Raw genomic sequence first — 21,095 nt, 5'->3', positions numbered from 1 at the left:
GGCGTGCCGGGCATTGTGGGGATTATGTCGTCGATGCGCGAACCGGATAATGCCAAGACGCCTGCTGCCACCGACAGCGCGGTGTTCGAAGACCTTTTCCGCCTGCAAACCGAAGCGATGCAGGCCATGGCCGCACCGTTCCTGCCCACCGCCCATGCCAAGGCCCCCGATCCCGGCGATCTTCAGCACTGGGCCATGTCGGGCGCCAAGTTGCAGAAGATGTGGCTGGATTTCATGGCCGAACAGACTGCCGTGGCCGAGCCGGCATGGACGCGAATCTATGATGGCGGCCGCTGGCAACAGCTGTTCGACGATTGGTGCGCGGCCATGCCGATCGCCCAGGCCGAAACCCAGGCGCGGCTGTGGGACGAAAGCCTGCAGCTGTGGAACCGGGTGATCGAGCTTTACGCCCCCGCCAGCCCCCCGACGCCGGGCAAGCTCCCGGCCGACGTGGCGCCCGAGGCGCTGCCGCGCCGCGACCGCCGCTTTGCCGATCCGCGCTGGCGCGAGCAGCCCTGGTTTGCCCTGCTGCACCAGACCTATCTCTTGCTGGCCGAGCGACTGGAAGACATGGCGCAGGAGATTTCCGGGCTGGAGCCAGAGCGCCACGGGCAGTTGCGCTTCATGACGCGCCTGATCACCGAAGCGCTCTCACCCGCCAATTTCCCGATGACCAACCCGCTGGTGATCGAACGCACGCTCGCCACGCGCGGCGAGAACCTGGTCAAGGGCGTGGAGCACTTGCTGGCCGATCTCAAGCGCGGGCAGTTGAGCCACACCGATGGCGAAGCGTTCGAAGTGGGCCGCAACATCGCCACCACGCCGGGCAAGGTGGTGCACGAAACCCCGCTGTTCCAGCTGATCCACTATGCCCCGACCACGGCTGAGGTGGCGGCGGCGCCCGTGGTGATCTTCCCGCCGTGGATCAACCGCTTCTACATCCTTGATCTCAACCCGAAGAAAAGCTTCGTGCGCTGGGCGGTGGACCAGGGATTGAGCGTCTTCATGGTCTCGTGGAAATCCGCCGATGCCAGCCTGGCCGACGTGACCATGGACGATTACGTGCGCGCCCAGATCGAGGCGATCGACGTGGTGCGCAAGCGCCTCTCGGTGCCTGCGGTTCACACCATCGGCTATTGCGTGGCCGGCACCACGCTGGCCGCGACCCTGGCCGTGCTGGCCAGGCGCGGCGAAGCGGACAAGGTGGCTTCGGCCACGTTCTTCACCGCCCAGGTCGATTTCAGCGAGGCGGGCGAATTGTGCCACTTCGTGGACGATGCCCAGCTTCGCTGGCTCGAAAGCCTCGAAACCGAGGGCTACCTCGACGGGCGCTATCTGGCTGCCACGTTCAACCTCTTGCGCGGGCCGGACCTGATCTGGAACTACGTGATCAACAACTACCTCTTGGGCGAGGAATATCCGGCCTTCGACCTGCTCTATTGGAACGGCGACACGACCAACCTGCCCGCGCGCTGGCACCGTGCCTATCTCAGCGATCTCTATCGCGACAACCAGTTGGTCGTGCCCGACGCGCTCAGCGCTGACGGCACCCCGATCGACCTGCACCGCATCACCACACCCTGCTACATCCAGGCCGGGCGCGAGGATCACATTGCGCCGGCCGGCAGCGTATGGAAGCTCACGCGGCACCTGGCCGGCCCGTGGAAGTTCGTGCTGGCCGGATCGGGCCATATCGCCGGCGTGGTCAATCCGCCCGCTGCGGGCAAGTACCAGTACTGGACCAACCCCAGCGACGTTGCCAGCCTCGAAGCCTTCTTTGCCGGCGCGCAGGAAACCAAGGGCAGCTGGTGGCCCGATTGGCGGGCCTGGCTGGCCGATGTGGATGCCAAGACGGTCCCGGCCAAAGGCGCCCGCGTGCCCGGCCGCAATGCGATAGAAGACGCCCCTGGCCGTTATGTGCGCATGCGATGACGGCACGGCCGCGATCTGCGGTTACGACCCAGCAACTTAGTGCAATTAGCTCCAAGATGGATATTGTGCACTGCACAAAATCCTTGACTTTGGCCCGCGCATTCCTATTTTTTGCATTGCAGCACGGGCCAGGTCCGGCCGTGACTGAGTCGCCGCCATTGCGCGGCACTTGGTTTTCCGGATCCTTGCCTGGCCGCAATGCAGGAGCCGTATTGCCATGGCCGAAGATACCACGGACGAAGGGACGCTTTCCAGCACGCCATCCAGCCCCGCCCCCCAGGCGGAAGGCCCGGTGCCCGCTGTTGCCGCTGACCTCACCCCGGCGGTAGAGCCGGTCGGAAGCGCGGCACAGGCGACGGAGCAGGCGCAAGCCAAGAAGGCCGCCCGTCGTTCACGCAAGCTCGTGACCCCTGCAGAGGCCGAAGCGACGCCGTCTGTCGCCCCGGAACCCGCCCCTCTGGCCGAGCCCGTCGTGGCCGCGCCCGTGGTGGAGGAGCCCGTGGCCGCAGCACCGGTGGTACCGCCCGTAGCCAAGCCTGCCCCCGCCAAGGCGAGCAAGCCGCTCGCCCGCAACGTGGGCAAGCCCGGCGCCGCGCGGCCCGCCGTGGCCAAGCCTCTGCCGACCGGGAAGGCCCCCGCCAAGGCGGTTCCGGCCAAGCCCCCGGTTGCCAAACCTCTGGTCACGACAAGACCCGGAACCGGTATCCCCCACGCGAAGGTGCCGGCCCCGCTCACGACCCGCGTGACTCATGCCGCCGCCGCGGCTTCCAGGAAGGAACACTCCATCATGACCACCGCCACCGATTTTTCCGAAAAGTTCCAGTCCGCTTTCAAGGACGCCTCTGAAAAGGCCAAGGCCGCTTTCGAAAAGAGCCAGGCCGCGTTCGGCGATGCCGGCGAATTCGCCAAGGGCAACGTCGAAGCCGTCGTGGAATCGAGCAAGATCCTCGCTTCGGGCCTGCAGGAACTGACCAAGGACTATGCCGCCGAAGGCAAGTCGGCGATCGAAACCCTGACCGCCGAAATCAAGGAACTGGCCAGCGCCAAGTCGCCCACCGAGTTCTTCGAAAAGCACACCGCCCTCGTGCGCAAGCAGTTCGATGCGGCCGTCGCTGCCAGCAGCAAGCACAGCGAAGCCGTGCTGAAGCTGGCCAACGAAGCGTTCCAGCCGATTTCCAACCGCGTCAGCCTCGCGGTTGAAAAGATCAAGGTCGCCGCCTGATCGGCACCTGATTCGCGCTTCCTCCGCCCGCTCGCCATAGCGCGCGGGCCGGGGCAAGCGGCGATCCTGGACACGCAACCCGTGGCAAGAGGCAGCCAGCGCCCCCAAGGTGCGGCTGCCTTTTTGCCGTTCCCGGCTCTCGCGGCCGATGCAATGCCCATCGACCACATGATATTCGGGCGGTGATCGCCCGCTGCGTATCGCAAACAGGGCGCAATTTGCCGTTTCGGTAACGATTTTCGGGCAGGGCTGCCCCAACGCCCCCTTGTCGTGGGGCGGCTGCGATGCGATATTCAGGCCTCCGATGCACAGACCAGCACTTCTTTCGGCGCCAGACGCCCCCCTGCCGCGCGCAATCCACGTGGCCGATCCCGTTTGCGTCGTTGCGTCGGGTGCGACCATGGCGGGCGACAACCGCGATGCCGACGACGGCGACATGATCGGCCTGGCCACGCGCACCCGCGCCCGGCCCAAGAAGCCCAGCATGTTCAAAGTGCTGATGCTCAACGACGATTACACCCCGATGGAATTCGTGGTGATGGTGCTCAAGCGCTTTTTCCACATGGACCTGGAGCAGGCCACGCGCGTCATGCTCCACGTCCACCAGCGCGGCGTGGGCGTCTGCGGCATTTTCCCTTACGAGATCGCCGAAACCAAAGTGAACCAGGTGATGGACTTTGCCCGGCAGAACCAGCACCCGCTGCAATGCACGCTGGAAAAGGCCTGATCCGGCCTTGATCCGCTGACCGGCTTGCCATCGCGTTCGGGCTGAGCCTGTCGAAGCCCCCGCCGGTTACCGCCCTTCAATGCAGCGGCCGTTCCTCGATCATTTCCCGTGCCAGGGCCCGCAGCAGGGCGGCGAGCCATGCCATGGCCAGCGACTTGGCCTCGCGCGAGTGGGCGCCAGCGCCGCTCGGCAGCACGACCTGCGCCACGAACCGGCCATCGACCAGGCGCCCGCCGCTATAGACCGCCGTCGGGGGGATCAGCGCCAGGGCGGCGCTTTCATAGGCGCCCGAATCGGCCAGCAGGCTCACCCACAGGCTGTCGCCATCGGCAGGCATGCCCTCGGGCGCCAGGGTCACTTCGCCCAGGGTGCGCAGGATTCGCTCGAAGCCCAGGCGTTGTTCGTCGGCAGACAATGTTTCGCAGCGATCGGCCAGCGCGGTCAATTCCTCGGGACGCGCACTGCACCGCGCCAGCCGGCCTTGCCACCAACTCGATCCAGACGTCACGAAATTCACTGCCTGTTCCCTTGTCCGTGGCGCCAGCCCGGCAGGCAGCAAGCAGCATGATGGTGCTGCTCATCACGCCTTCCTGTTCGCCCGGTCCAGCGCGGAAGCGTTCATTCCAAGTCATTCATGCGTACCCGGCCACGCGCCCCATGCCGCGCACCGATGTCTTGCGCGGAACCCATGGTCGCCACGAACGTTCCCGTTGGCCAGCGGCCAGTCCTGCCTTCGGGATGCACGTGCTTTGGCCAGGATCCTATTTTGCCAGCACTATTACCAAACAAGGGGACAGGCAATAACTTTAGTTATTAACTCTATCCTCGCAAAACGGCAGGTCTGCGTGCGCGGCCCTGCGGCATTTTCACCTTTCGCATCGCCGCGAAGCGGGCTAACCGACACGGACACTTGCACGGCGCCGACGGGCGACGTGGCGTGCCCCCTGCCACCAACACGGTGATCGTCCGAACGTGAGATCCTTGAGCGCCATCGACAGGTACATCGCCCGCCTGGTGATCGTGCCCATGCTGGCCGTGTTCGTCCTGGCCGCGTCCCTGTTGGTGCTGGACAAGATGCTCCGGCTGTTCGACTTCGTCGCCACCGAGGGCGGACCGGTGACGGTCGTCTTCAAGATGCTGCTCAACCTGTTCCCGGAATATGCAAGCCTTGCAATTCCGCTGGGGCTGATGCTGGGCATCCTCTTTGCCTTCCGCAAGCTGGCGACCAGTTCCGAACTCGACGTGATGCGGGCCGTGGGCCTGTCCTACACCCGCCTCCTGCGCGTGCCTTATCTGTTCACCCTGGCGCTCGCCGCGCTCAACCTGCTGATCGTGGGCTATATCCAGCCGTTGAGCCGCTATTACTACGAAGAGCTGCAGTACGAGCTTGGCTCTGGCGCGCTGGGTGCGTCGATCAAGGTGGGCGAGTTCAACGCGCTGCAGGACCGTACCGCCCTGCGCGTGGATTCCAGCCGTGATGAAGGGCGCGACCTGCAAGGCATCTTTGCCCGCCTGGTAACGCCCAAGGGCGAAACCATGACGATCTCCGCGCGCGAGGGGCAGTTCTTTGCCAACCGCGAAAACCGCGACACGGTGATCCTGCGGCTGACCGATGGACAGATCGTGCAGGATGGGCCGAGCCTGGCCTCCCCCCGCGTGCTGACGTTTGCCACGCACGACCTGCCCATCGACTTGCCCAAGATCGCCCAGTTCCGCCAGCGCGGGGACAAGGACCGGGAATACATCTTGCCCGAACTGCTCAAGATCGGCTGGAACAAGGCCTATTCCCAGGACATGCGCAACAAGAGCAAGGCCAGCCTCAACTACCGCCTGGTGGAAGTGGTCATGATGTTCCTGCTGCCACTCCTGGCGGTGGCGCTGGCCGTTCCGCCCAAGCGATCGACCTCGGCGCTCGGCGTGTTCCTGTCGATCGTGATGGTCGTCGCCTATCACAAGGTCAATGAATACGGCCAGGACGTGGCCAGCCTGGGCCGGCTCGACCCTGCGATCGCGCTGTGGGGACCGTTCGCATTGTTCTCCGCGTTGATCATCTGGATGTACTGGCGCCTGGCCTACGTGCCCGGCGGGCAGCCGATCGGCGCCTTGGAAACCGTGTTCGCCAAGATCGCGTCGCGCGTGCGCAAGCTGTTCGCGCGGCGCGGCCGTGCCAATCCAGCCGAACCGGCAGCACAGGACGATACCCTTGCAGCTTGAATTCTTCCCGTCGCGCACGATGACGCTGTACATCGCCAAGATGTTTGCCGTGCGCGTGGTGGCCGTGCTGCTGATGCTGGTCATGGTGCTGCAGATGCTCGACCTGCTGGGCGAAAGCGGCGAGATTCTTGCCCACGCCGGCAATGGCCAGGCGCAGTTGCTCACGTACGTGGGCCTGCGCGCGCCGCAACTGGTGGCGCGGTTCCTGCCTTATTCGGTGCTGCTGGCCACGATCATCACGCTGATCACGCTCAACCAGAACAGCGAAGTGGTCGCGATGAAGGCCGCCGGCCTGTCCGCGCACCAGATCCTGGCCCCGCTGTTCCTGGTGGCCGGGGTGATCGCGGTGGCCAACTTCGGCTTCAACGAACGCATCGTCACCCGTTCCACCGCCACGCTCAAGGCCTGGCAGGCCGCGCATTACGGCCCTCTGCCCACCGACACGCAGGTGCGCAGCAACGTCTGGCTGCAGGATGGGCCCAATATCCTCTATGCCCGCACGGTGACCGGCGAAGGCAATGCCATGCGCATGACCGACGTGACCTGGCATCGCCGCGATCCCACCGGCATGGTCACCGAGATCGTGCGTGCGCCCAACGCCAGCTTCGCCAATCCCGGCTGGCGCTTCGACCAGCCGACCGCGTTCGACGTGCAGAGCGCGCGCCGCACCGCGGCCACGGGCAGCGCGGTGTTTGCCACCGGCGTCACCCCCACGCAGATCCTGATTCGCAAGGCCGACGCCGACGCTGAATCGTTGCCGCACCTGTCGGGCTCGATCGATGCCATCCGCGCCGCAGGGCACAGCACCAGCGAGCTGGAAAGCCGGTGGTGGCATAAGATTTCCGGCCCGCTTTCGGCCATGCTCATGCCGCTGCTGGGCGCAGTGGCGGCGTTCGGCCTGGCGCGTTCGGGCCAGTTGTTCATGCGCGCGGTGATCGGCATGGCGCTGGGCTTTGCCTATTTCGTGGTGGACAATGCCGCGCTCGCCATGGGCAGCTTTGGCGGATACCCGCCGCTGATTGCTGCCTGGGCCCCCTTCGTGCTGTTCCTGCTGATCGGCGAGGCCGTGCTGATCCGCACCGAGGAATGAAAAAAGCCCCGCGCCGGATCACCGGGCGGGGCTTTTTCACGAATGCGAAGAATTCAGGCTTTGGGCCGCGCGCCCATCGTCGAGCGCACCAGCCGCGCCAGCAGCGGGAACAGGCCGGGATAGTTGGCCCGTTCATAGGTCGATTGCAGGCCCAGATGCGCGCGCAGGCGGCGGTGGCATTCGCCCAGGGAATGATAGGGCATCGAGGGCAGCAGGTGGTGCAGCGCGTGATAGCGCAGGCCCACCGGCGCCCACAGCGCGCCCCACACACCCGGCGGCGGCACGTTGACCGAATCGAGATACTGCCCGGTCACGCTCATCTGCTCGCCTTCGTTCTCCCACAAGTGGGCCACCAGCGTGCGCACCTGGTTGAGCAGCGCGGCCAGCGAAATCACGCACAGCGCGATTGCCAGGGGCAGCCAGCCATGCGTGGCCGACCAGGCCAGCACCGTCCAGGCCCAGACACTGGCGCCCAGTTCCTGCCAGAACACCATGCGCGCAAAGGCGCCCTCGGGCTTGCGCCGCACGAAGGCCGGGTTGATCGACAGCGACGAGGCGCGTTCCCACACCAGCTTGCGCAAGGGCGGCACGATCACGCCCAGCGGCACCAGCACCGCCGACCGCACCAGCAGGCCGATCGGCAGCAGCAGCGCCGTGAGCGTGAAGACCGGCAGCGACCACGGCTTCATCAGCGCCAGCGGCAGGTATTCCGGGTCTTCGGCCGTGCCATAGCGGATGCGCGAGTGGTGCAGCGCATGCACGCCTTCGTACATGAACGATGGCATCAGCACGGGAATGCCCACCACCAGGTTCCACACGAAGCGGAAGCCGGGCAGCGCATCGCGGTGCATATGGGTCAATTCGTGGATGAACAGCAGCGCGCGATAGAGCGCGAGCGCCGAGAACACGCCCAGGGCAACGACCACGCCCCAGTTGCCGCCACGCAGGGCAGTGGCAATCGCCAGGCCCAGCGCGGCATAGCCGAGACCGGCCGACACGAGCATGTCGGGCCAGTAGATTTCCGGCCGGGCGCGCGCGATGTCGCGGGTAAGATCGGCGGCGGCACGCAGCATGGCCTTGTCTTCGGGCGTACCGGCTAGCCCGGCGGCGCGCGGCGCCACGGTGGCGCCGGCAGGCGCGGGGGCATCGCTCTGTTCGAAATAGTCGGTGGCAAGCATGGCAAAAACGGTTCCCAAGAGACCCTTGTAGGATCAGGCATGAATGGTGCCTGACGGGGCGATCGCCGGTGCGCCTGGGTTCGTCCGGCTTGACAAGTCACCGGATAGAGCCGCAGGCATCCGGGACAGCGCGCGTGTTAACTCAAAACAAAGGCGATATCGTGGCAGGCGAAGTAGTCATCACCCCCGTTGCAAACAAGGCCGAACGTGCTGCCTTTGTAGACCTGGCCTATCGCATCAACGCAGCCGATCCCAACTGGGTGCCGCCGCTGCGCATGGAAGCGATGGAACTGGTCACGCCCGGCAAGAACCCGTTCTTCGAACATGCCGACGTGCAGCTGTTCCTGGCGCGCCGCGACGGGCGTGTTGTGGGGCGCATTTCCGCCCATATCGATCATCTTGCCGTGGCGATGGACCCGATCCAGGGCATGGGGCCGGGCACGGGCAACTGGGGCCTGCTCGAAGCCGAAGATGAAACGATCGCCCACGCCCTGATCGCGCGGGCAGAGGAATGGCTGCGCGCCAAGGGCATGACCCGCGTGCTCGCGCCGCTGTCGATGTCGATCTGGGAAGAACCGGGCCAGCTGACCTTGGGCTTTGACCATCCGCCCACGGTGATGATGGGCCACCAGAGCGAGCGCTATCAGCACTATATCGAAGCGCTGCCCTATCAGCCTGCCAAGCAGCTGCTGACTTATGAGCTGGACATCACCAGGGAATTCCCGCCACTGATCCAGCGCATCGTGCAATCGGGCGAGAAGAACGCCAAGATCCGCATCCGCAACGTGGACAAGAGCAAGTTTGACAGCGAAGCGGCGATCATCCTCGACATCCTCAACGACGCCTGGTCCGACAACTGGGGCTTCGTGCCCTTTACCCAGACCGAAATCGCCTACGCCGGCAAGAAGTTCAAGCCGATCGTGCGCGAAGACCTGATCATGGTGGCCGAGTACGAGGGCGAGCCGGTGGCGTTCATGATGACGTTGCCCGACCTCAACGAAGTGATGAAGCCGATGGGCGGCAAGCTGTTCCCGTTCAACTGGATCAAGTTGCTGCGCTGGCTGGGCAAGCCGCGCTGCCGCACCATGCGCGTGCCGCTGATGGGCGTGCGCAAGAAGCTGCAATCCTCGCGCATGGCCAGCCAGCTGGCTTTCATGATGATCGAATACATCCGCCGCAATTCGGTGGAGCGCTATGGTGCCTCGCGCGGTGAGATCGGTTGGATCCTTGACGACAACCAGGGCATGATCGCGATTGCCGACGCCATCGATAGCCACGTCAACAAGCGCTATACCATCTACGAACGCGCGCTGTGATCGCCCGGGGGGTTGCCCCCGGCCGGCACAAGGTGCGTGTCGCAGGAACGTGGCGTCCGATGGGGCGTTATGCCGATCGGGGCACCCTTGTTCGCAAGGCCCTGCCCCACGCTGGCGCTGGCCGGCAAGCCCGGCCGACATGGCCGGGTGAACGGGCCGGCGGGAAGGGAATGCAGGCCATGAAACACGTCGCGCCGCCCAGCGCCCCGTCTGTGCCAACAGGCGGGCTGGGCAATGCCCTGGTGGTGGAAGACGAGGCCATCGTGGCCATGGCGATGGCCGATACCCTGGCGCAGGCCGGCGCCGATGAAGTGGCGATCTGCCACACCACCGCCCATGCCCTGATCGAAATGCAACGCCTGCGCCCGGCCATCCTGGTGCTGGACGTGCACCTGGCCGATCGCGACGATGGCTGGGCGCTGGCCGAACTCGCCGTGGCGATCAGCCCGGCGCGGCCGCTGATCGTGTTTTCCACCGGCACGCCCGAAAGCATCCCGCCGCGCATTGCCGAAATGGGCCATGTGCTGGCCAAGCCGTTTCCGTGGGAAGCCCTGGCCAACCTGGTGCAGCGCCATGCGCGGCACCCCGGCCTGCTCGGCCGCCTGCGCAACGCCCTCTCGCTGTAGAACGCGCGCCGTCGCCTCGGCCACGAGGGCAACGCATCGCCCTTTCCCGCCACAACGAAAAAGGCCTCCGCCGGGGATTGGCGGAGGCCTTCGGGATCGTATCACCAGCCGCTTGGACGGGAGGGGGGGTCTCGGCGGTGACATGCCTTTAACGGGCCACCCGGAAATCAGTTCCCAACCGCTCCGAAAAATTTTGCATCTTTTTACAGTTCGGCCGGAACCCGCCGTGCCCCTTTACCCAAGCAATTTAAATATAAGGTCTTTTCGGCAAACCGTGAGGATCGAAACCAACCAGCGCGCGCACGCTGGCAAGATCGGGCACGCGAATACCCGCACTGCTCCAATCGACCTGGCCCGCCTTGCGCAGGGCCTGCATCGTGCGGTTGGTGTGCACCAGTGACAGGCCGAGCATGTCGGCCACCTGGCCTTGGGTGATCGTCACGGGCAAAATCGCGGCCCCATCCACTTCGGGCACCAAGCCGGTTTGCAGGCCGCGTTCCACCAGCCACAGCGCCAGGTAGGCCACCCGCTCGCGCGCAGGGCGTTGGCCCAGCGCCACCAGATGCTGCTCCAGCGCATCTTCCTCGCGCGCGCACAGCCAGATCACGTCATAGGCAAAACGCGGATGCGCCGTGACCAGGTCCATGAACCGATCCCGCGGAAACACGCATAGCCGCACGTCGGTCAAGGCGGTGACGCCGTGGCTGATCTCGCCATCGAATGCGGCCTGCAGCCCGACCAGATCACCGGGAAACATCACGTTGACGACCTGGCGGCGGCCGTCTTCGAGCAGGCGATACCGCATCAGCACGCCATCGAGCACGGTGAACATGCGATCGCCCGGCGCGCCCTGGCGCAACACCTCTTCGCCGCGCGCAATCGCGCGCTCACCGGCGCGCTGCCGCTCGATCCATTCGCGCTGCGTGGCATCGGGCGCAACCAGGCCCGGTCGATCGCGCAGCGGGCAAGTGCGGCAAGGTTGGTTGGATGGACGCTGATCGGCCCCGCTCTGGCCCCCGCTGCCGGCGCTGCTGCCACTTCTGAACACGCTGTCTTGCTCCTGCGCTGGCCACGATCCCCCGGCCGCTGCGCCTGATCATCGGGCAGTGGCGGGGGTTCGGCTATGTCAAATGACACAAACGGGTTCCCGGTTCCCGGCTAGGCGGCGCGGCTGCTTGGCCGATCGTGCCAAGGTGCGATGGAGCACGATCCCGATGACTGCCGATTATGTGCTGGTACTCGAAGACAACGTATTGGTCGCCATGGAAATAGAAGACGAGTTGGCCGCCCGGGGCCATAGCGTGGCAAGCGCGGTGGATCTGGCCGAAGCCGAAGCATTGGTTGCGCAAGGGCTGCCACGGATCGCGCTGCTTGACCTGCGCCTGCCCGATGGTGATTCCACCACGCTCGCTTTGCGCCTGGCCGAACAGGGCTGCGCCGTCGCGCTGATCTCGGGCGCGGATTCGGGGATCATCCCGGCCAGCCTGGCCAAGATGCCGCGTTTCCCCAAACCGACCGGCGTGTGGCAGTTGGCCGACTGGGCCGACGGCATCGCCGCGGCGGGATGAGACAGGCCAAGAAAAAGCCGCGACTGGCCCGGGAACCGAAACTGCGCTAGGGCATTTAGGGGTGCATCGCGTATCCAGGAAGGGGTTTAAATGTCGCTGGGCGCCAAAGTAGCTACCAATCTTCCCTATCTGCGCCGCTATGCCCGGGCACTGACCGGCAGCCAGCAGACCGGCGACGCTTTTGTGCGGGCCACGCTGGAAGCGGCCCTTGCCGACGCCAGCCTGCGCAACGCCATCGGCGAAGGCCGCGTGGCGCTCTATCGTGCATTCAACAAGGTCTGGTCGAGCGCTTTCGTCGACACTGTCGATCATTCGGGCAGTGGCGGGCTGGGCCTTCACGAAACCGCCGCGCAAGAGCGGCTGGCGCATATCACGCCGGCCAATCGCCAGGCGCTGCTGCTGATCACGCTGGAAGATTTCTCCGTGCCCGAAGTGGCCGAGATTCTCGACCGCACCCCGTCCGACGTGGAAGCGCTGGTCCAGGAAGCGATCGAGGAAATCGACCGCGAATCGGCCACCAGCGTGCTCATCATCGAAGACGAGCCGCTGATCTCGATGCAGTTGGAAGATCTCGTCCGCTCGCTTGGCCACGACGTGTGCGGCATGGCCGCCACCCGCACCCAGGCGCGCGAGATCGCCACGCGCGAAACGCCGGGCCTGGTGCTGGCCGATATCCAGCTCGCCGATGGCTCCTCCGGCCTTGATGCGGTGGATGACATTCTCAAGCTGGTCGATGTGCCGGTGATCTTCATCACCGCCTATCCCGAGCGCCTGCTGACGGGTGACCGGCCCGAGCCGACCTATCTCATCACCAAGCCGTTTCAGGAAGCGACCGTGCGTGCCGCGATCAGCCAGGCGCTGTTCTTCGGATCGAGCCGCCCGCTGGCCTGAAGCCAACCAACCATTCCCTCGTGAAAGGCCGGGCCCCACTGGGTCCGGCCTTTTTCGTTGCCTGGCGTTCTCGCTGGATCGCACCGGCGTAACGCGGCGCGGTTGGCAGCCCGTCAGCCCTGCCGCCCCTCACGGATGGCAAAAGAACCACGCTGGCGCACCGGGATCACCAGGGTACAGCGCACGCCATCGGCTTCAAAGCGCAAGTCCACCGGGTTGCGCAGTTCATGGGCCACGATCTTCTCGATCAGGTCGGTGCCGAAGCCGCGCTTGCGCGGCGTCTTCGGCTCGATCGGCGGCCCGCCATGCTCGGCCCAGAAGATGCGCGCGGTGCTTTCGCTGGCCAGTTCCCAGCGCACGTCCACGCGCCCGCCAGCCACGCTGAGCGCGCCATACTTGGCAGCGTTGGTGGCCAGTTCGTGCACGGCAAGGCCCAGCGACAGCGCGTCGTTGGGCGCGAGCTGCACATCGGGCCCGGCAATATCGACATGGCGATCGGCCCCTTGCGCATAAGGGGCCAGTTCGGTGCGGATCACCAGGTCGACCGGCGTGGCGCCCCAGTCCGACTGGGTCAGCAGGTCGTGCGTGGCCGACAGCGCGCGGATGCGGCCTTCCAGGCTTTCCACGAAACTGTCGAGATCGCGGGCGCGGCGGCGGGTCAGCGCGATGATCGACAGCACATTGGCCAGCGTGTTCTTGACCCGGTGGTTAAGCTCGCGCGTCAAGGAATCGCGGATCGAGGATTGCTGTTCGAACCAGGCGAGCGACAGGCGATCCTCTGCCACCTGCTGGCTGACCAGCCGCGCCAGGACCAGCAGCAGCGTGGCCACGAGCAGGCCGAACAGCAAGGTCATCACCGACAGCATGCTGAGCATCATCGCCGGGGGCGCTTCCACCACCAGCAGCCAGCGCCGCCCGGCAACATCCACCCAGCGCCGCACCATGCGGCCGGAATGAATCTCGGGCTGCTGCTCGGCCAGGAGCCGCGCCGGATTCTCCGCGCCATCGTAAAGACGCACGCCCAGCGGGGCGTCGGGATCGGCCGGCATCGAGGCATGCAGGAAATCGCTGGCCGCAAACGGCGTGAACACGAACCCGCGCAAGGTGCGGCTGCCATCGTCGCGGCTGGCGCCGAACACCGGCATGTACATGACGAACCCGGCCGGGCCGCCGGCGTGGCCTGCCAGCACCAATTGCAGCTTGCCCGAAACGATCGGCCGCTCCACCAGTTCGGCGCGGTCCATCGCTGCACGGCGCACCGGGTCGCTGGCCATGTCGAACCCGATCGAATGGCGGTTGCGCGGCGTTTCGGGGACCAGGTACATCACCGGCACGGCATAGCCGCGCGCGGCATATCCGGCCGGCTGCACCACGAAGGGCAAGGCCTTTTCGCCCGTACCGTCGCGATGGGTGCTGCCATCGCGCATCACCCGCTCAACCATCGGCACATCCTCGCGCGCCACCCGCATGCCCCAGCCGATGCCGTTGACGCCGCTATCCGCGCCTTCCATCTGCAGCCGCCCGACGAACGAGCGAAACAACGATGCATCCACCGAGCGGCGCGTGGTAAACAGCGCGGCGGCCGAGCGAAGATAAGCAGCATTGCCGTTGGCGCGCCGCTCCAGGCCGGAGGACACTTCCTGGGCGATCTTGTCGAGCTGGGCGATCTCGCGCTGGCGGTCGGCGCGTTCGATGGCGAACACGCTCAACACGGTGACAGCCATCGTCAAGGTGAAGATGCCCACGGGCAAAGCCCGCGGGAACCGCTCATACCATCTTGGCGCCAGGTTCTTTTGGGAGAACAGTTTCTCCACGTGCGCTTGCGATCCCTTTATCTTGCCATTCCAACGCAACCCGGCCCTACCGATGCCGCGCGATCATGCCTGATGCAACGCACGGCGCAAGCACCTGTGCCCGCGTCGCCGGGGCATTCCGTCGCTTTGCGCACGGTTTGTATCCCATCATCACGCCGCCATGGCAGTGGCAGCCGGGCGATGTGGCCAAATGAGACACGGGAACGGCGATTTCGCGGGAACCGATTGTGCACGGTTTCGTTCCACTTGCGCAATTACCCAAGACACCGGGCACCTGTGATTCTGGCGGCCCCATGGTGTATGCATGGCTGTGCCACCGGCAATGGTGTCAGTGGTTCAATTCTTGCGACGACCCATGGGGGGAGGCGAAGCCGAAAGCGAATGTCGAAAGATAAACCTATGAAAACCCTGGGGACCCGGCGGCGCAACAGCGCGCGGGCCAAATCGCCCGAATGGGCCGACGGTTTGCGCCGCCTCTACGATTCCGTCGTGGAGGAACCTTTGCCCGACAGCTTCGCGCAGTTGCTCGACAAGCTGGACGGCGACGCAAATGGCTGAGGCCCCGCGCCCCCCGGCAGATTCCAAGGGCGATACCGCTGCCGCCACCCCAAACACCGCCGCGCACAACGCCGTGGCCTTCAAGCGCGAACTGACCGGGGTGATCCCGCATCTGCGCGCGTTTGCCCGCGGCCTTTGCGGCCGCCCCGATCTGGCCGACGATCTCGTGCAGGAAACCCTGCTCAAGGCATGGGCCGCGCAGGAACGGTTCGAACCGGGCACTTCGATGCGCGCCTGGACGTTCGTCATTCTGCGCAACGCCTATCTGACCGACATGCGCCGCAACCGGTTTCGCGCGGAATACGATGAAACCGTGGCGGAACGCGTGCTGGTTGCGCCGGCCGGCCAGGAAAGCCCGCTGCACTTGTCCGACATGCACCGCGCCCTGCTCACCCTTCCGCCAGAGCGGCGCGAAGCGCTGTTGCTGGTCGGGGCGGGCGGCTTTTCCTACGAGGAAGCGGCCCAGATCTGCCAATGCGCCGTGGGCACGATCAAAAGCCGCGTCGGCCGCGCCCGCGCCGCACTGGCCCAGATGATCGACACGGGGCAACTGCCGCGCCGCAGCACGGATGACGCGGTCGCGCATGATGCGATCATGCACGAGCTGGATACGACCGTGCAATCGGGCGGGTAAGCCCCGCCTTGGCCCGCTGACCCTGTCGCCTGGATCGCGCCCGTGCACGGGTGCACCAGTCGTGCCGCAAAGCGTGCCCGCACGGCCGCCTGCCCCTTGATTGCGCCAGGGGGCAAGCCCAAGACCGGACCCGGCGAATCACCGCCATCCCCCAGGCCGTGCCCGTGTCGCGAAACGATTCCGAACTGACCTCTCCCCCGCGAACCGATGCCGAACGCATCGAAACGCAGGAGGCTGCCTCTGGCGTGCAAACGCAGCAGGCGCGCCTGCAATCGGCCATCCTGCTGCTCTTGGGCCTGGGCCTGTTCTTTGCCCTGCCGTTCGTGCTGTCGATCGGATCGGTGGTGTTCCTGCCGCCGGTCACGGCGGTGGTGCTCACCATCGTGCTGGCGCCGGCGGCAGACCGGCTGGTGCGGCTTGGCCTGCCCAACATGCTCGCCTCGTTCCTCGCGCTGATCCTGCTCATCGCGGTGGTGGTAGCGGCGCTCTCGCTCATCCTGCAGCCGGCCTATGACATGGTGGACCAGGTGCCGGCGATGGCGCGCCGGGTCAGCCTGCGCTTTGCCGAATTGCGCAGCAACCTGGCGTGGCTCAACGATATCAACCGCCAGATCGGCCGCCTGACCGGCAATGCCACCACGCGCGAAGTGGTGGTGGCTTCGCCTTCGGTGATCGAGCAGGTGGCGTTCGCCACGCCCAGCGTGCTGATCGAGGTGCTGCTGACCTTCCTGCTGACGTTCTTCATGATCGAATCGCGCATCCGCACCAAGCGGCGCCTGCTGTTCGACCGCCACAGCTTTGGCGCGTCGGTGCGGATCGCCCGGGTGATCCGCGCGGTGCAGGATCGCGTCGCTTCGTACATTCTCACCGTTGCCCAGATCAACCTGGGCGTGGGCGCGATCGTGGCCGGTGGCGCCTGGGCCTTTGGCTTTGCCGCCCCGATCATGTGGGGTGGCCTCGCCTTCGTGCTCAATTTCCTGCCTTATGTCGGGCCGCTGGCGATGACCGCGCTGCTGGTCCTGGTGGGCGTGGGCACGGCCAGCACGGTGGCCCTTGGGCTCCTGCCGGCGCTGGCTTTCCTCGGCCTCCATGCGGTTGAGGCCAATTTCGTGACGCCTTCGATCCTGGGTGCGCGGCTTACGCTCAACCCCGTGTCGATCCTGGTGTCGATCAGCTATTTCTCGTGGATCTGGGGGGCCCTCGGCGCACTACTTTCAGTGCCGATCTTGCTAACGCTCACGGCCCTGGTCGATCACCTGGGTCGGCCCAACCTGGTCGGCTTCCTGTTTGGCGAGCCGCTGTTCCAGCCTGGGCTGATCGCGCAGGACGAATTGCACGATCCCGAGGAACCCGGCCTGTTGCCCGATGAAGACGGCATGCCGGCCCGTCCGCGCACCGCGCACGCGGTGTGACACAAAAAAGGGCAGGCCTTGTGGGCCTGCCCTTTTTTGTTAGGCTGCGCTCGCGCGCGGCGATCAGGCCGGGTAGGCCCAGACCGTGCCACGGCCGAGGTTTTCGGCAGCAAAGCCCCAGTTGAGGTGCTTTTCGATCACGCCCTTGAGATAGTCGGGACGCAGGTTCTTGTAATCGACGTAGTAGGCGTGTTCCCACAGGTCGATCACCAGCAGCGGATTGCCCGACAGGTCGGAATACGTCGCCGCGTCGTGGGTCTGTTCTACCGCCAGCTTGCCGTCCTTGGCCACCAGCCACACCCAGCCCGAGGCAAAGTGCGCGGCGCCTTGCGCAGCCAGTTCGGCCTTGAGCGCGTCGAGCGAGCCGAACGAGGCTTCGATCGCGGCGGCCAGGTCACCGGTCGGTTCGCTGGTTTCGGGCGTCAGGCTGTGCCAGTAGAAGCCGTGGTTCCAGGTCTGGGCCGAGTTGTTGAACAGGCCCTTGTCGCCCTTGGCTTGCGCCGCGGCAACGATGTCTTCCAGGCTCTTGTCGGCCAGGTCGGTGCCGTCGATCGCGGCATTGGTCTTGTCGACATAGGCCTTGTGGTGCTTGCCGTGGTGCGTCTGCAGGGTCACCGCCGAGATCGTGGGATCCAGCGCGCTGTCAGCATAGGGCAGCGGAAGAAGGGAAATCGCCATGGTCGCTCCGTTTCGTCAGGGAATTGGGCAATGCCAAACCAACGCCTCAGGTCGGCATCGGTTGCCATCGCGGCCTATGCCATTTGACAGCGATTTCCAGTGAATTTTTCTGATCGTGGTCCAAGCGCAAACTGATCAATCGTCATGGGCGGCCACCGCCGCCGTCACGGCCACGTCCATCGTCACGTTGCCCAGCGTGCGCATCAGGTCGGGCAGCATTTCCACCGCCACCAGCAAGGCCAGCGGCTCTACCGGAACGCCCATGGCCAGCGCGATCGGCCCGATCGAGGTAACGAAGCTGATCGTGCCGGGCAGGCTGACCGCGCCAAAGCTCATCACGCTGGCCACGGCAAAGCCGGCCAGCATGTGCCAGCTATCGACCGGCACCCCGAACCAGTGCGCCACATAGATCGCCACGGCGAAGTTCATCGCCGGGCCGGTGCCGCGAAACAGCGCAACCGCGAGCGGCAGCACCAGTTCGCTGGTGGCATCGCGCAGGCCCAGGCTGCGGCAGGCGTTGAGCATGGCGGGCAGCGAGGCGAGCGAGGACTGGGTGGACAGCGCCAGCGCCTGCGACGGCAGCATGGCGCGGGCAAAGGCGCCCAGCGGCTGGCGCCCGGCCAGCACTGCCAGCGGATAGGCCGCCAGGAACACCACGGTGCCGGTCAGCCCCACGATCATCACGTAATGCGCCAGGGCCCCGATCGCGGCGGTGCCGCTCTTGGCCGCCACCACCAGGCTCAAGGCGAACACCCCCACCGGCCCGCACCACAGCACCCAGCCGATCACCACCAGCATGGCGCCGGCGATGGCCTCGAAAAAGACCAGCAGGCTTTGCCGCTGCGCCGCCACCAGCCGGGTTGCCGCCATGGCGAACACGCCAGTGAACAGGATCACCGGCAAGACCGCATCGCCGGCGGCCGAAGTGAACACGTTGACCGGCACCATCGATGTCACGAAATCGGCAAGCGAAGGCATCGTCGTGGCCGTATCGGCCGCCGCCGCGCCGACGTTGGCGCGCAGCGCCGCGCCCGCCCCTTGCGGGATCGGGACCAGCGCCAACAGCAGCGGGGTAAACAGCCCGGCCATGGCCGAACCACCCACCAGCACCACCATGAACCAGGCCAGCGCGCGGCGCGCCATCGCCCCGGCGCGGGCGGCCGCCACGGTCTGCACCACGCCGGTGAACAGCAGCGCCACCACCAGCGGCATGATCGTGGCGCGCAAGGCCCGCAGCCACAGATCGCCCACCGGCCCTGCCACGGCCAGGACTGGCGGCAGGGCGCCCGGCGCGGCAAAGGCCAGGGCCAGCCCCAGCGCCAGTCCACCGACCAGGCCCAGGAAAATCCACAGCGCCGGTACGCGCGTGATCGGGGGAAGGCCGCCTTCGGGGGCGGATGACGGATCGGTAATCGCTTGGTTCATGCCATGGTGAGAATAATGGTGTAGGGAGCCAGTGCAATGGGGCCTTGGGGGCGCCAAGCAAAGGGACAAGATCTTCGCGATGGGACGCAAATTCTTCGGCACCGATGGCATCCGGGGCCGGACCAATGCCGGGGTGATGACCGCGGCAACCGCCATGAAAGTGGGCCAGGCGGCCGGCACCTATTTCCAGCGCGGCGATCACCGCCACCGCGTGGTGATCGGCAAGGACACGCGCCTTTCGGGCTATATGCTGGAAAACGCGATGACCGCCGGGTTCACCAGCGTGGGGATGGACGTGGTCCTGCTCGGCCCCCTGCCCACGCCCGCCGTCGCCATGCTCACGCGCGAGATGCGCGCCGACGTGGGCGTGATGATCTCGGCCAGCCACAACCCGTTCGAAGACAACGGCATCAAGCTGTTTGGCCCCGATGGCTTCAAGCTGTCGGATGAAGACGAACTGGCGATCGAGGCGCTGCTGGAGGAAGACCTGGGCCTGGCCCCGGCCACCGACGTGGGCCGCGCCCGCCGCATCGAGGATGCGCGCGGCCGCTATATCCACGCGGTCAAGGCCTCGCTGCCGCACAACCTGCGCCTGGATGGGCTGCGCATCGTGGTCGATTGCGCCAATGGCGCAGCCTATACCGTGGCCCCTTCGGCGCTGTGGGAACTGGGCGCGGAAGTGATTGCCATCGGCGTCGAACCCAACGGCAAGAACATCAACCTCGGCGTCGGCTCCACCCATCTCGACGCGATCAAGGCCAAGGTCCGCGAAGTGCGCGCCGACATCGGCATTGCGCTCGATGGCGATGCCGACCGCCTGATCGTGGTGGATGAAAAGGGCCAGACCGTGGATGGCGACCAGATCATGGCGCTGATCGGCAGCCAGATGGCCAAGCGCGGCGCGCTGACCGGCGGCGGCGTGGTCGCTACGGTCATGTCCAACCTCGGCCTCGAACGCTTCCTCAAGGCCCAGGGGCTGGACCTGGTGCGCACCGCCGTGGGCGATCGCCACGTGCTGGAAAAGATGCGCGAGGGCGGCTTCAACGTGGGCGGCGAGCAATCGGGCCACATGATCCTGACCGACCACGCCACCACCGGCGACGGCACGATCGCCGCGCTGCAGGTGCTGGCCGCGCTGGTTTCCAGCGGCAAGCCCGCCAGCCAGACGCTGCATCTGTTCGATCCCGTGCCCCAGTTGCTCAAGAACGTGCGCTTTGCCGGGGGCAAGCCGCTGGAGGCCAATAGCGTCAAGGACGCCATCGCCCAGGCCGAAGCGCGCCTTGCCGGGCGCGGCCGCTTGGTCATCCGCCCATCGGGCACCGAACCGGTGATCCGCGTGATGGCCGAAGCCGACGACGCCGACGAAGTGGCCGAAGTGGTTGAAACCATCTGCGACGCCGTGCGCAAAGCCGCGGCTTAGTTTGCTGCAAAACGCGCATAAGCGCGTTTTGCGTGCGGCACCGGCCCACTCCCCCACCCGGCCTCCCAACGATAGTACCTTGTGGGAGGCGGTGGGGGAGTGGTCCGGTGCCGCAAACCGAAGGACCGACAATGCTGGCCATGCACCCCGATTGCGAACGCTGTGGCACCGAACTGCCGGCCGAAGCGCCCGGCGCGTTCATCTGCTCGTTCGAGTGCACGTTCTGCGCCGAATGCGCCGAAGACCTGGATGACCGCTGCCCCAATTGCCAGGGCGAACTGATGGACCGGCCCACCCGGGCCAAGGCGCTGCACGCCAAGCATCCACCGGCCAAGGAACGCCGCTACAAGCCCTGAACGTGCCATCCGGGCGCCAGCGTGGCTGGCGCCC

20 protein-coding genes are annotated in these 21,095 nt (G+C 66.1%); 14 read left to right on the top strand and 6 right to left on the bottom strand.

Going from position 1 to position 21,095, the window contains the following annotated elements; genetic code table 11:
* Window positions 1-33: 33 nt before the first annotated feature.
* The 3 genes from R9J51_RS04860 to clpS all read left to right on the top strand — a co-directional run bounded on the left by R9J51_RS04860 (window position 34) and on the right by clpS (window position 3,881).
* Window positions 34-1,932, top strand: a complete 1,899-nt coding sequence (locus R9J51_RS04860; RefSeq protein WP_432787852.1) for a PHA/PHB synthase family protein — start codon at window positions 34-36, stop codon at window positions 1,930-1,932.
* Window positions 1,933-2,149: 217 nt separating this feature from the next.
* A complete protein-coding gene (phaP, locus tag R9J51_RS04855; protein WP_179506006.1) occupies window positions 2,150-3,154 on the top strand; it encodes a TIGR01841 family phasin in 1,005 nt (334 codons plus the stop codon).
* A gap of 400 nt (window positions 3,155-3,554) precedes the next feature.
* Window positions 3,555-3,881, top strand: a complete 327-nt coding sequence (gene clpS / locus R9J51_RS04850) for an ATP-dependent Clp protease adapter ClpS (RefSeq protein ID WP_168555954.1) — start codon at window positions 3,555-3,557, stop codon at window positions 3,879-3,881.
* Between the two features lie 76 nt (window positions 3,882-3,957).
* Here clpS and R9J51_RS04845 read toward each other — a convergent pair whose 3' ends face one another.
* A complete protein-coding gene (locus R9J51_RS04845) occupies window positions 3,958-4,398 on the bottom strand; it encodes a hypothetical protein (RefSeq protein WP_168555953.1) in 441 nt (146 codons plus the stop codon).
* A 455-nt stretch (window positions 4,399-4,853) separates the two neighbouring features.
* Between R9J51_RS04845 and lptF the strand changes: the two genes are divergently transcribed.
* Both lptF and lptG read left to right on the top strand, forming a co-directional pair.
* Complete coding sequence (gene lptF, locus R9J51_RS04840) at window positions 4,854-6,095, top strand: LPS export ABC transporter permease LptF (RefSeq protein ID WP_168555952.1); 1,242 nt, start codon at window positions 4,854-4,856, stop codon at window positions 6,093-6,095.
* Window positions 6,085-7,185: an LPS export ABC transporter permease LptG gene (gene lptG / locus R9J51_RS04835; protein ID WP_168555951.1), complete on the top strand. Its 1,101-nt coding sequence runs from the start codon at window positions 6,085-6,087 to the stop codon at window positions 7,183-7,185. Before lptF ends, lptG begins: the two co-directional genes overlap by 11 nt.
* Before the next feature lie 53 nt (window positions 7,186-7,238).
* Here the strand turns inward: lptG and R9J51_RS04830 are convergent, their stop codons facing one another.
* Complete coding sequence (locus R9J51_RS04830; RefSeq protein WP_179506004.1) at window positions 7,239-8,363, bottom strand: fatty acid desaturase; 1,125 nt, start codon at window positions 8,361-8,363, stop codon at window positions 7,239-7,241.
* Between the two features lie 158 nt (window positions 8,364-8,521).
* On the opposite strand from R9J51_RS04830, the gene R9J51_RS04825 reads away from it, so the two are divergent.
* Both R9J51_RS04825 and R9J51_RS04820 read left to right on the top strand, forming a co-directional pair.
* Window positions 8,522-9,679: a GNAT family N-acetyltransferase gene (locus R9J51_RS04825; RefSeq protein WP_168556111.1), complete on the top strand. Its 1,158-nt coding sequence runs from the start codon at window positions 8,522-8,524 to the stop codon at window positions 9,677-9,679.
* Window positions 9,680-9,858: 179 nt separating this feature from the next.
* Window positions 9,859-10,305, top strand: coding sequence for a response regulator (locus R9J51_RS04820; protein ID WP_179506003.1), 447 nt, complete (start codon window positions 9,859-9,861; stop codon window positions 10,303-10,305).
* 247 nt (window positions 10,306-10,552) lie between these two features.
* Here R9J51_RS04820 and R9J51_RS04815 read toward each other — a convergent pair whose 3' ends face one another.
* Window positions 10,553-11,353: a Crp/Fnr family transcriptional regulator gene (locus R9J51_RS04815; protein ID WP_179506002.1), complete on the bottom strand. Its 801-nt coding sequence runs from the start codon at window positions 11,351-11,353 to the stop codon at window positions 10,553-10,555.
* Between the two features lie 166 nt (window positions 11,354-11,519).
* Here R9J51_RS04815 and R9J51_RS04810 point away from each other — a divergent pair, with 166 nt between their 5' ends.
* Window positions 11,520-11,873, top strand: a complete 354-nt coding sequence (locus R9J51_RS04810; protein ID WP_168555947.1) for a response regulator — start codon at window positions 11,520-11,522, stop codon at window positions 11,871-11,873.
* Between the two features lie 90 nt (window positions 11,874-11,963).
* On the top strand, window positions 11,964-12,764 hold the full coding sequence (locus R9J51_RS04805) for a response regulator (RefSeq protein ID WP_168555946.1): 801 nt from the start codon (window positions 11,964-11,966) through the stop codon (window positions 12,762-12,764).
* A 113-nt stretch (window positions 12,765-12,877) separates the two neighbouring features.
* On the opposite strand, the gene R9J51_RS04800 is transcribed toward R9J51_RS04805, so the two are convergent.
* Window positions 12,878-14,509 (bottom strand): CHASE domain-containing protein, encoded by a 1,632-nt coding sequence (locus R9J51_RS04800; protein WP_432787849.1) that lies wholly within the window; start codon window positions 14,507-14,509, stop codon window positions 12,878-12,880.
* 468 nt (window positions 14,510-14,977) lie between these two features.
* On the opposite strand from R9J51_RS04800, the gene R9J51_RS04795 reads away from it, so the two are divergent.
* The 3 genes from R9J51_RS04795 to R9J51_RS04785 all read left to right on the top strand — a co-directional run bounded on the left by R9J51_RS04795 (window position 14,978) and on the right by R9J51_RS04785 (window position 17,182).
* Window positions 14,978-15,136, top strand: a complete 159-nt coding sequence (locus R9J51_RS04795) for a NepR family anti-sigma factor (RefSeq protein ID WP_246866074.1) — start codon at window positions 14,978-14,980, stop codon at window positions 15,134-15,136.
* On the top strand, window positions 15,129-15,770 hold the full coding sequence (locus R9J51_RS04790; RefSeq protein WP_246866073.1) for a sigma-70 family RNA polymerase sigma factor: 642 nt from the start codon (window positions 15,129-15,131) through the stop codon (window positions 15,768-15,770). The genes R9J51_RS04795 and R9J51_RS04790 overlap by 8 nt, the downstream gene beginning before the upstream one ends.
* A gap of 164 nt (window positions 15,771-15,934) precedes the next feature.
* Entirely contained in the window at window positions 15,935-17,182 is a 1,248-nt protein-coding gene (locus R9J51_RS04785; RefSeq protein WP_348981796.1) for an AI-2E family transporter, read from the top strand.
* 63 nt (window positions 17,183-17,245) lie between these two features.
* Here the strand turns inward: R9J51_RS04785 and R9J51_RS04780 are convergent, their stop codons facing one another.
* Both R9J51_RS04780 and R9J51_RS04775 read right to left on the bottom strand, forming a co-directional pair.
* Window positions 17,246-17,860, bottom strand: coding sequence for a superoxide dismutase (locus R9J51_RS04780; RefSeq protein WP_168555944.1), 615 nt, complete (start codon window positions 17,858-17,860; stop codon window positions 17,246-17,248).
* Window positions 17,861-17,995: 135 nt separating this feature from the next.
* The gene (locus tag R9J51_RS04775; protein WP_179506001.1) at window positions 17,996-19,285 is read right to left on the bottom strand and encodes a cation:dicarboxylate symporter family transporter; all 1,290 of its coding nucleotides are present in this window, start codon (window positions 19,283-19,285) and stop codon (window positions 17,996-17,998) included.
* Between the two features lie 79 nt (window positions 19,286-19,364).
* Here R9J51_RS04775 and glmM point away from each other — a divergent pair, with 79 nt between their 5' ends.
* Entirely contained in the window at window positions 19,365-20,705 is a 1,341-nt protein-coding gene (glmM, locus tag R9J51_RS04770; RefSeq protein WP_179506000.1) for a phosphoglucosamine mutase, read from the top strand.
* Between the two features lie 131 nt (window positions 20,706-20,836).
* Window positions 20,837-21,061, top strand: coding sequence for a DUF1272 domain-containing protein (locus R9J51_RS04765; RefSeq protein ID WP_168555941.1), 225 nt, complete (start codon window positions 20,837-20,839; stop codon window positions 21,059-21,061).
* The last annotated feature ends 34 nt before the right edge of the window (window positions 21,062-21,095 follow it).

This window comes from Novosphingobium rhizosphaerae, assembly GCF_050920675.1.
GTDB classification, from domain to species: Bacteria; Pseudomonadota; Alphaproteobacteria; order Sphingomonadales; family Sphingomonadaceae; genus Novosphingobium; species Novosphingobium rhizosphaerae.
The sequence above is the reverse complement of the archived record's forward strand: the minus strand, read 5'-3'. Positions and strand labels throughout refer to the sequence as shown.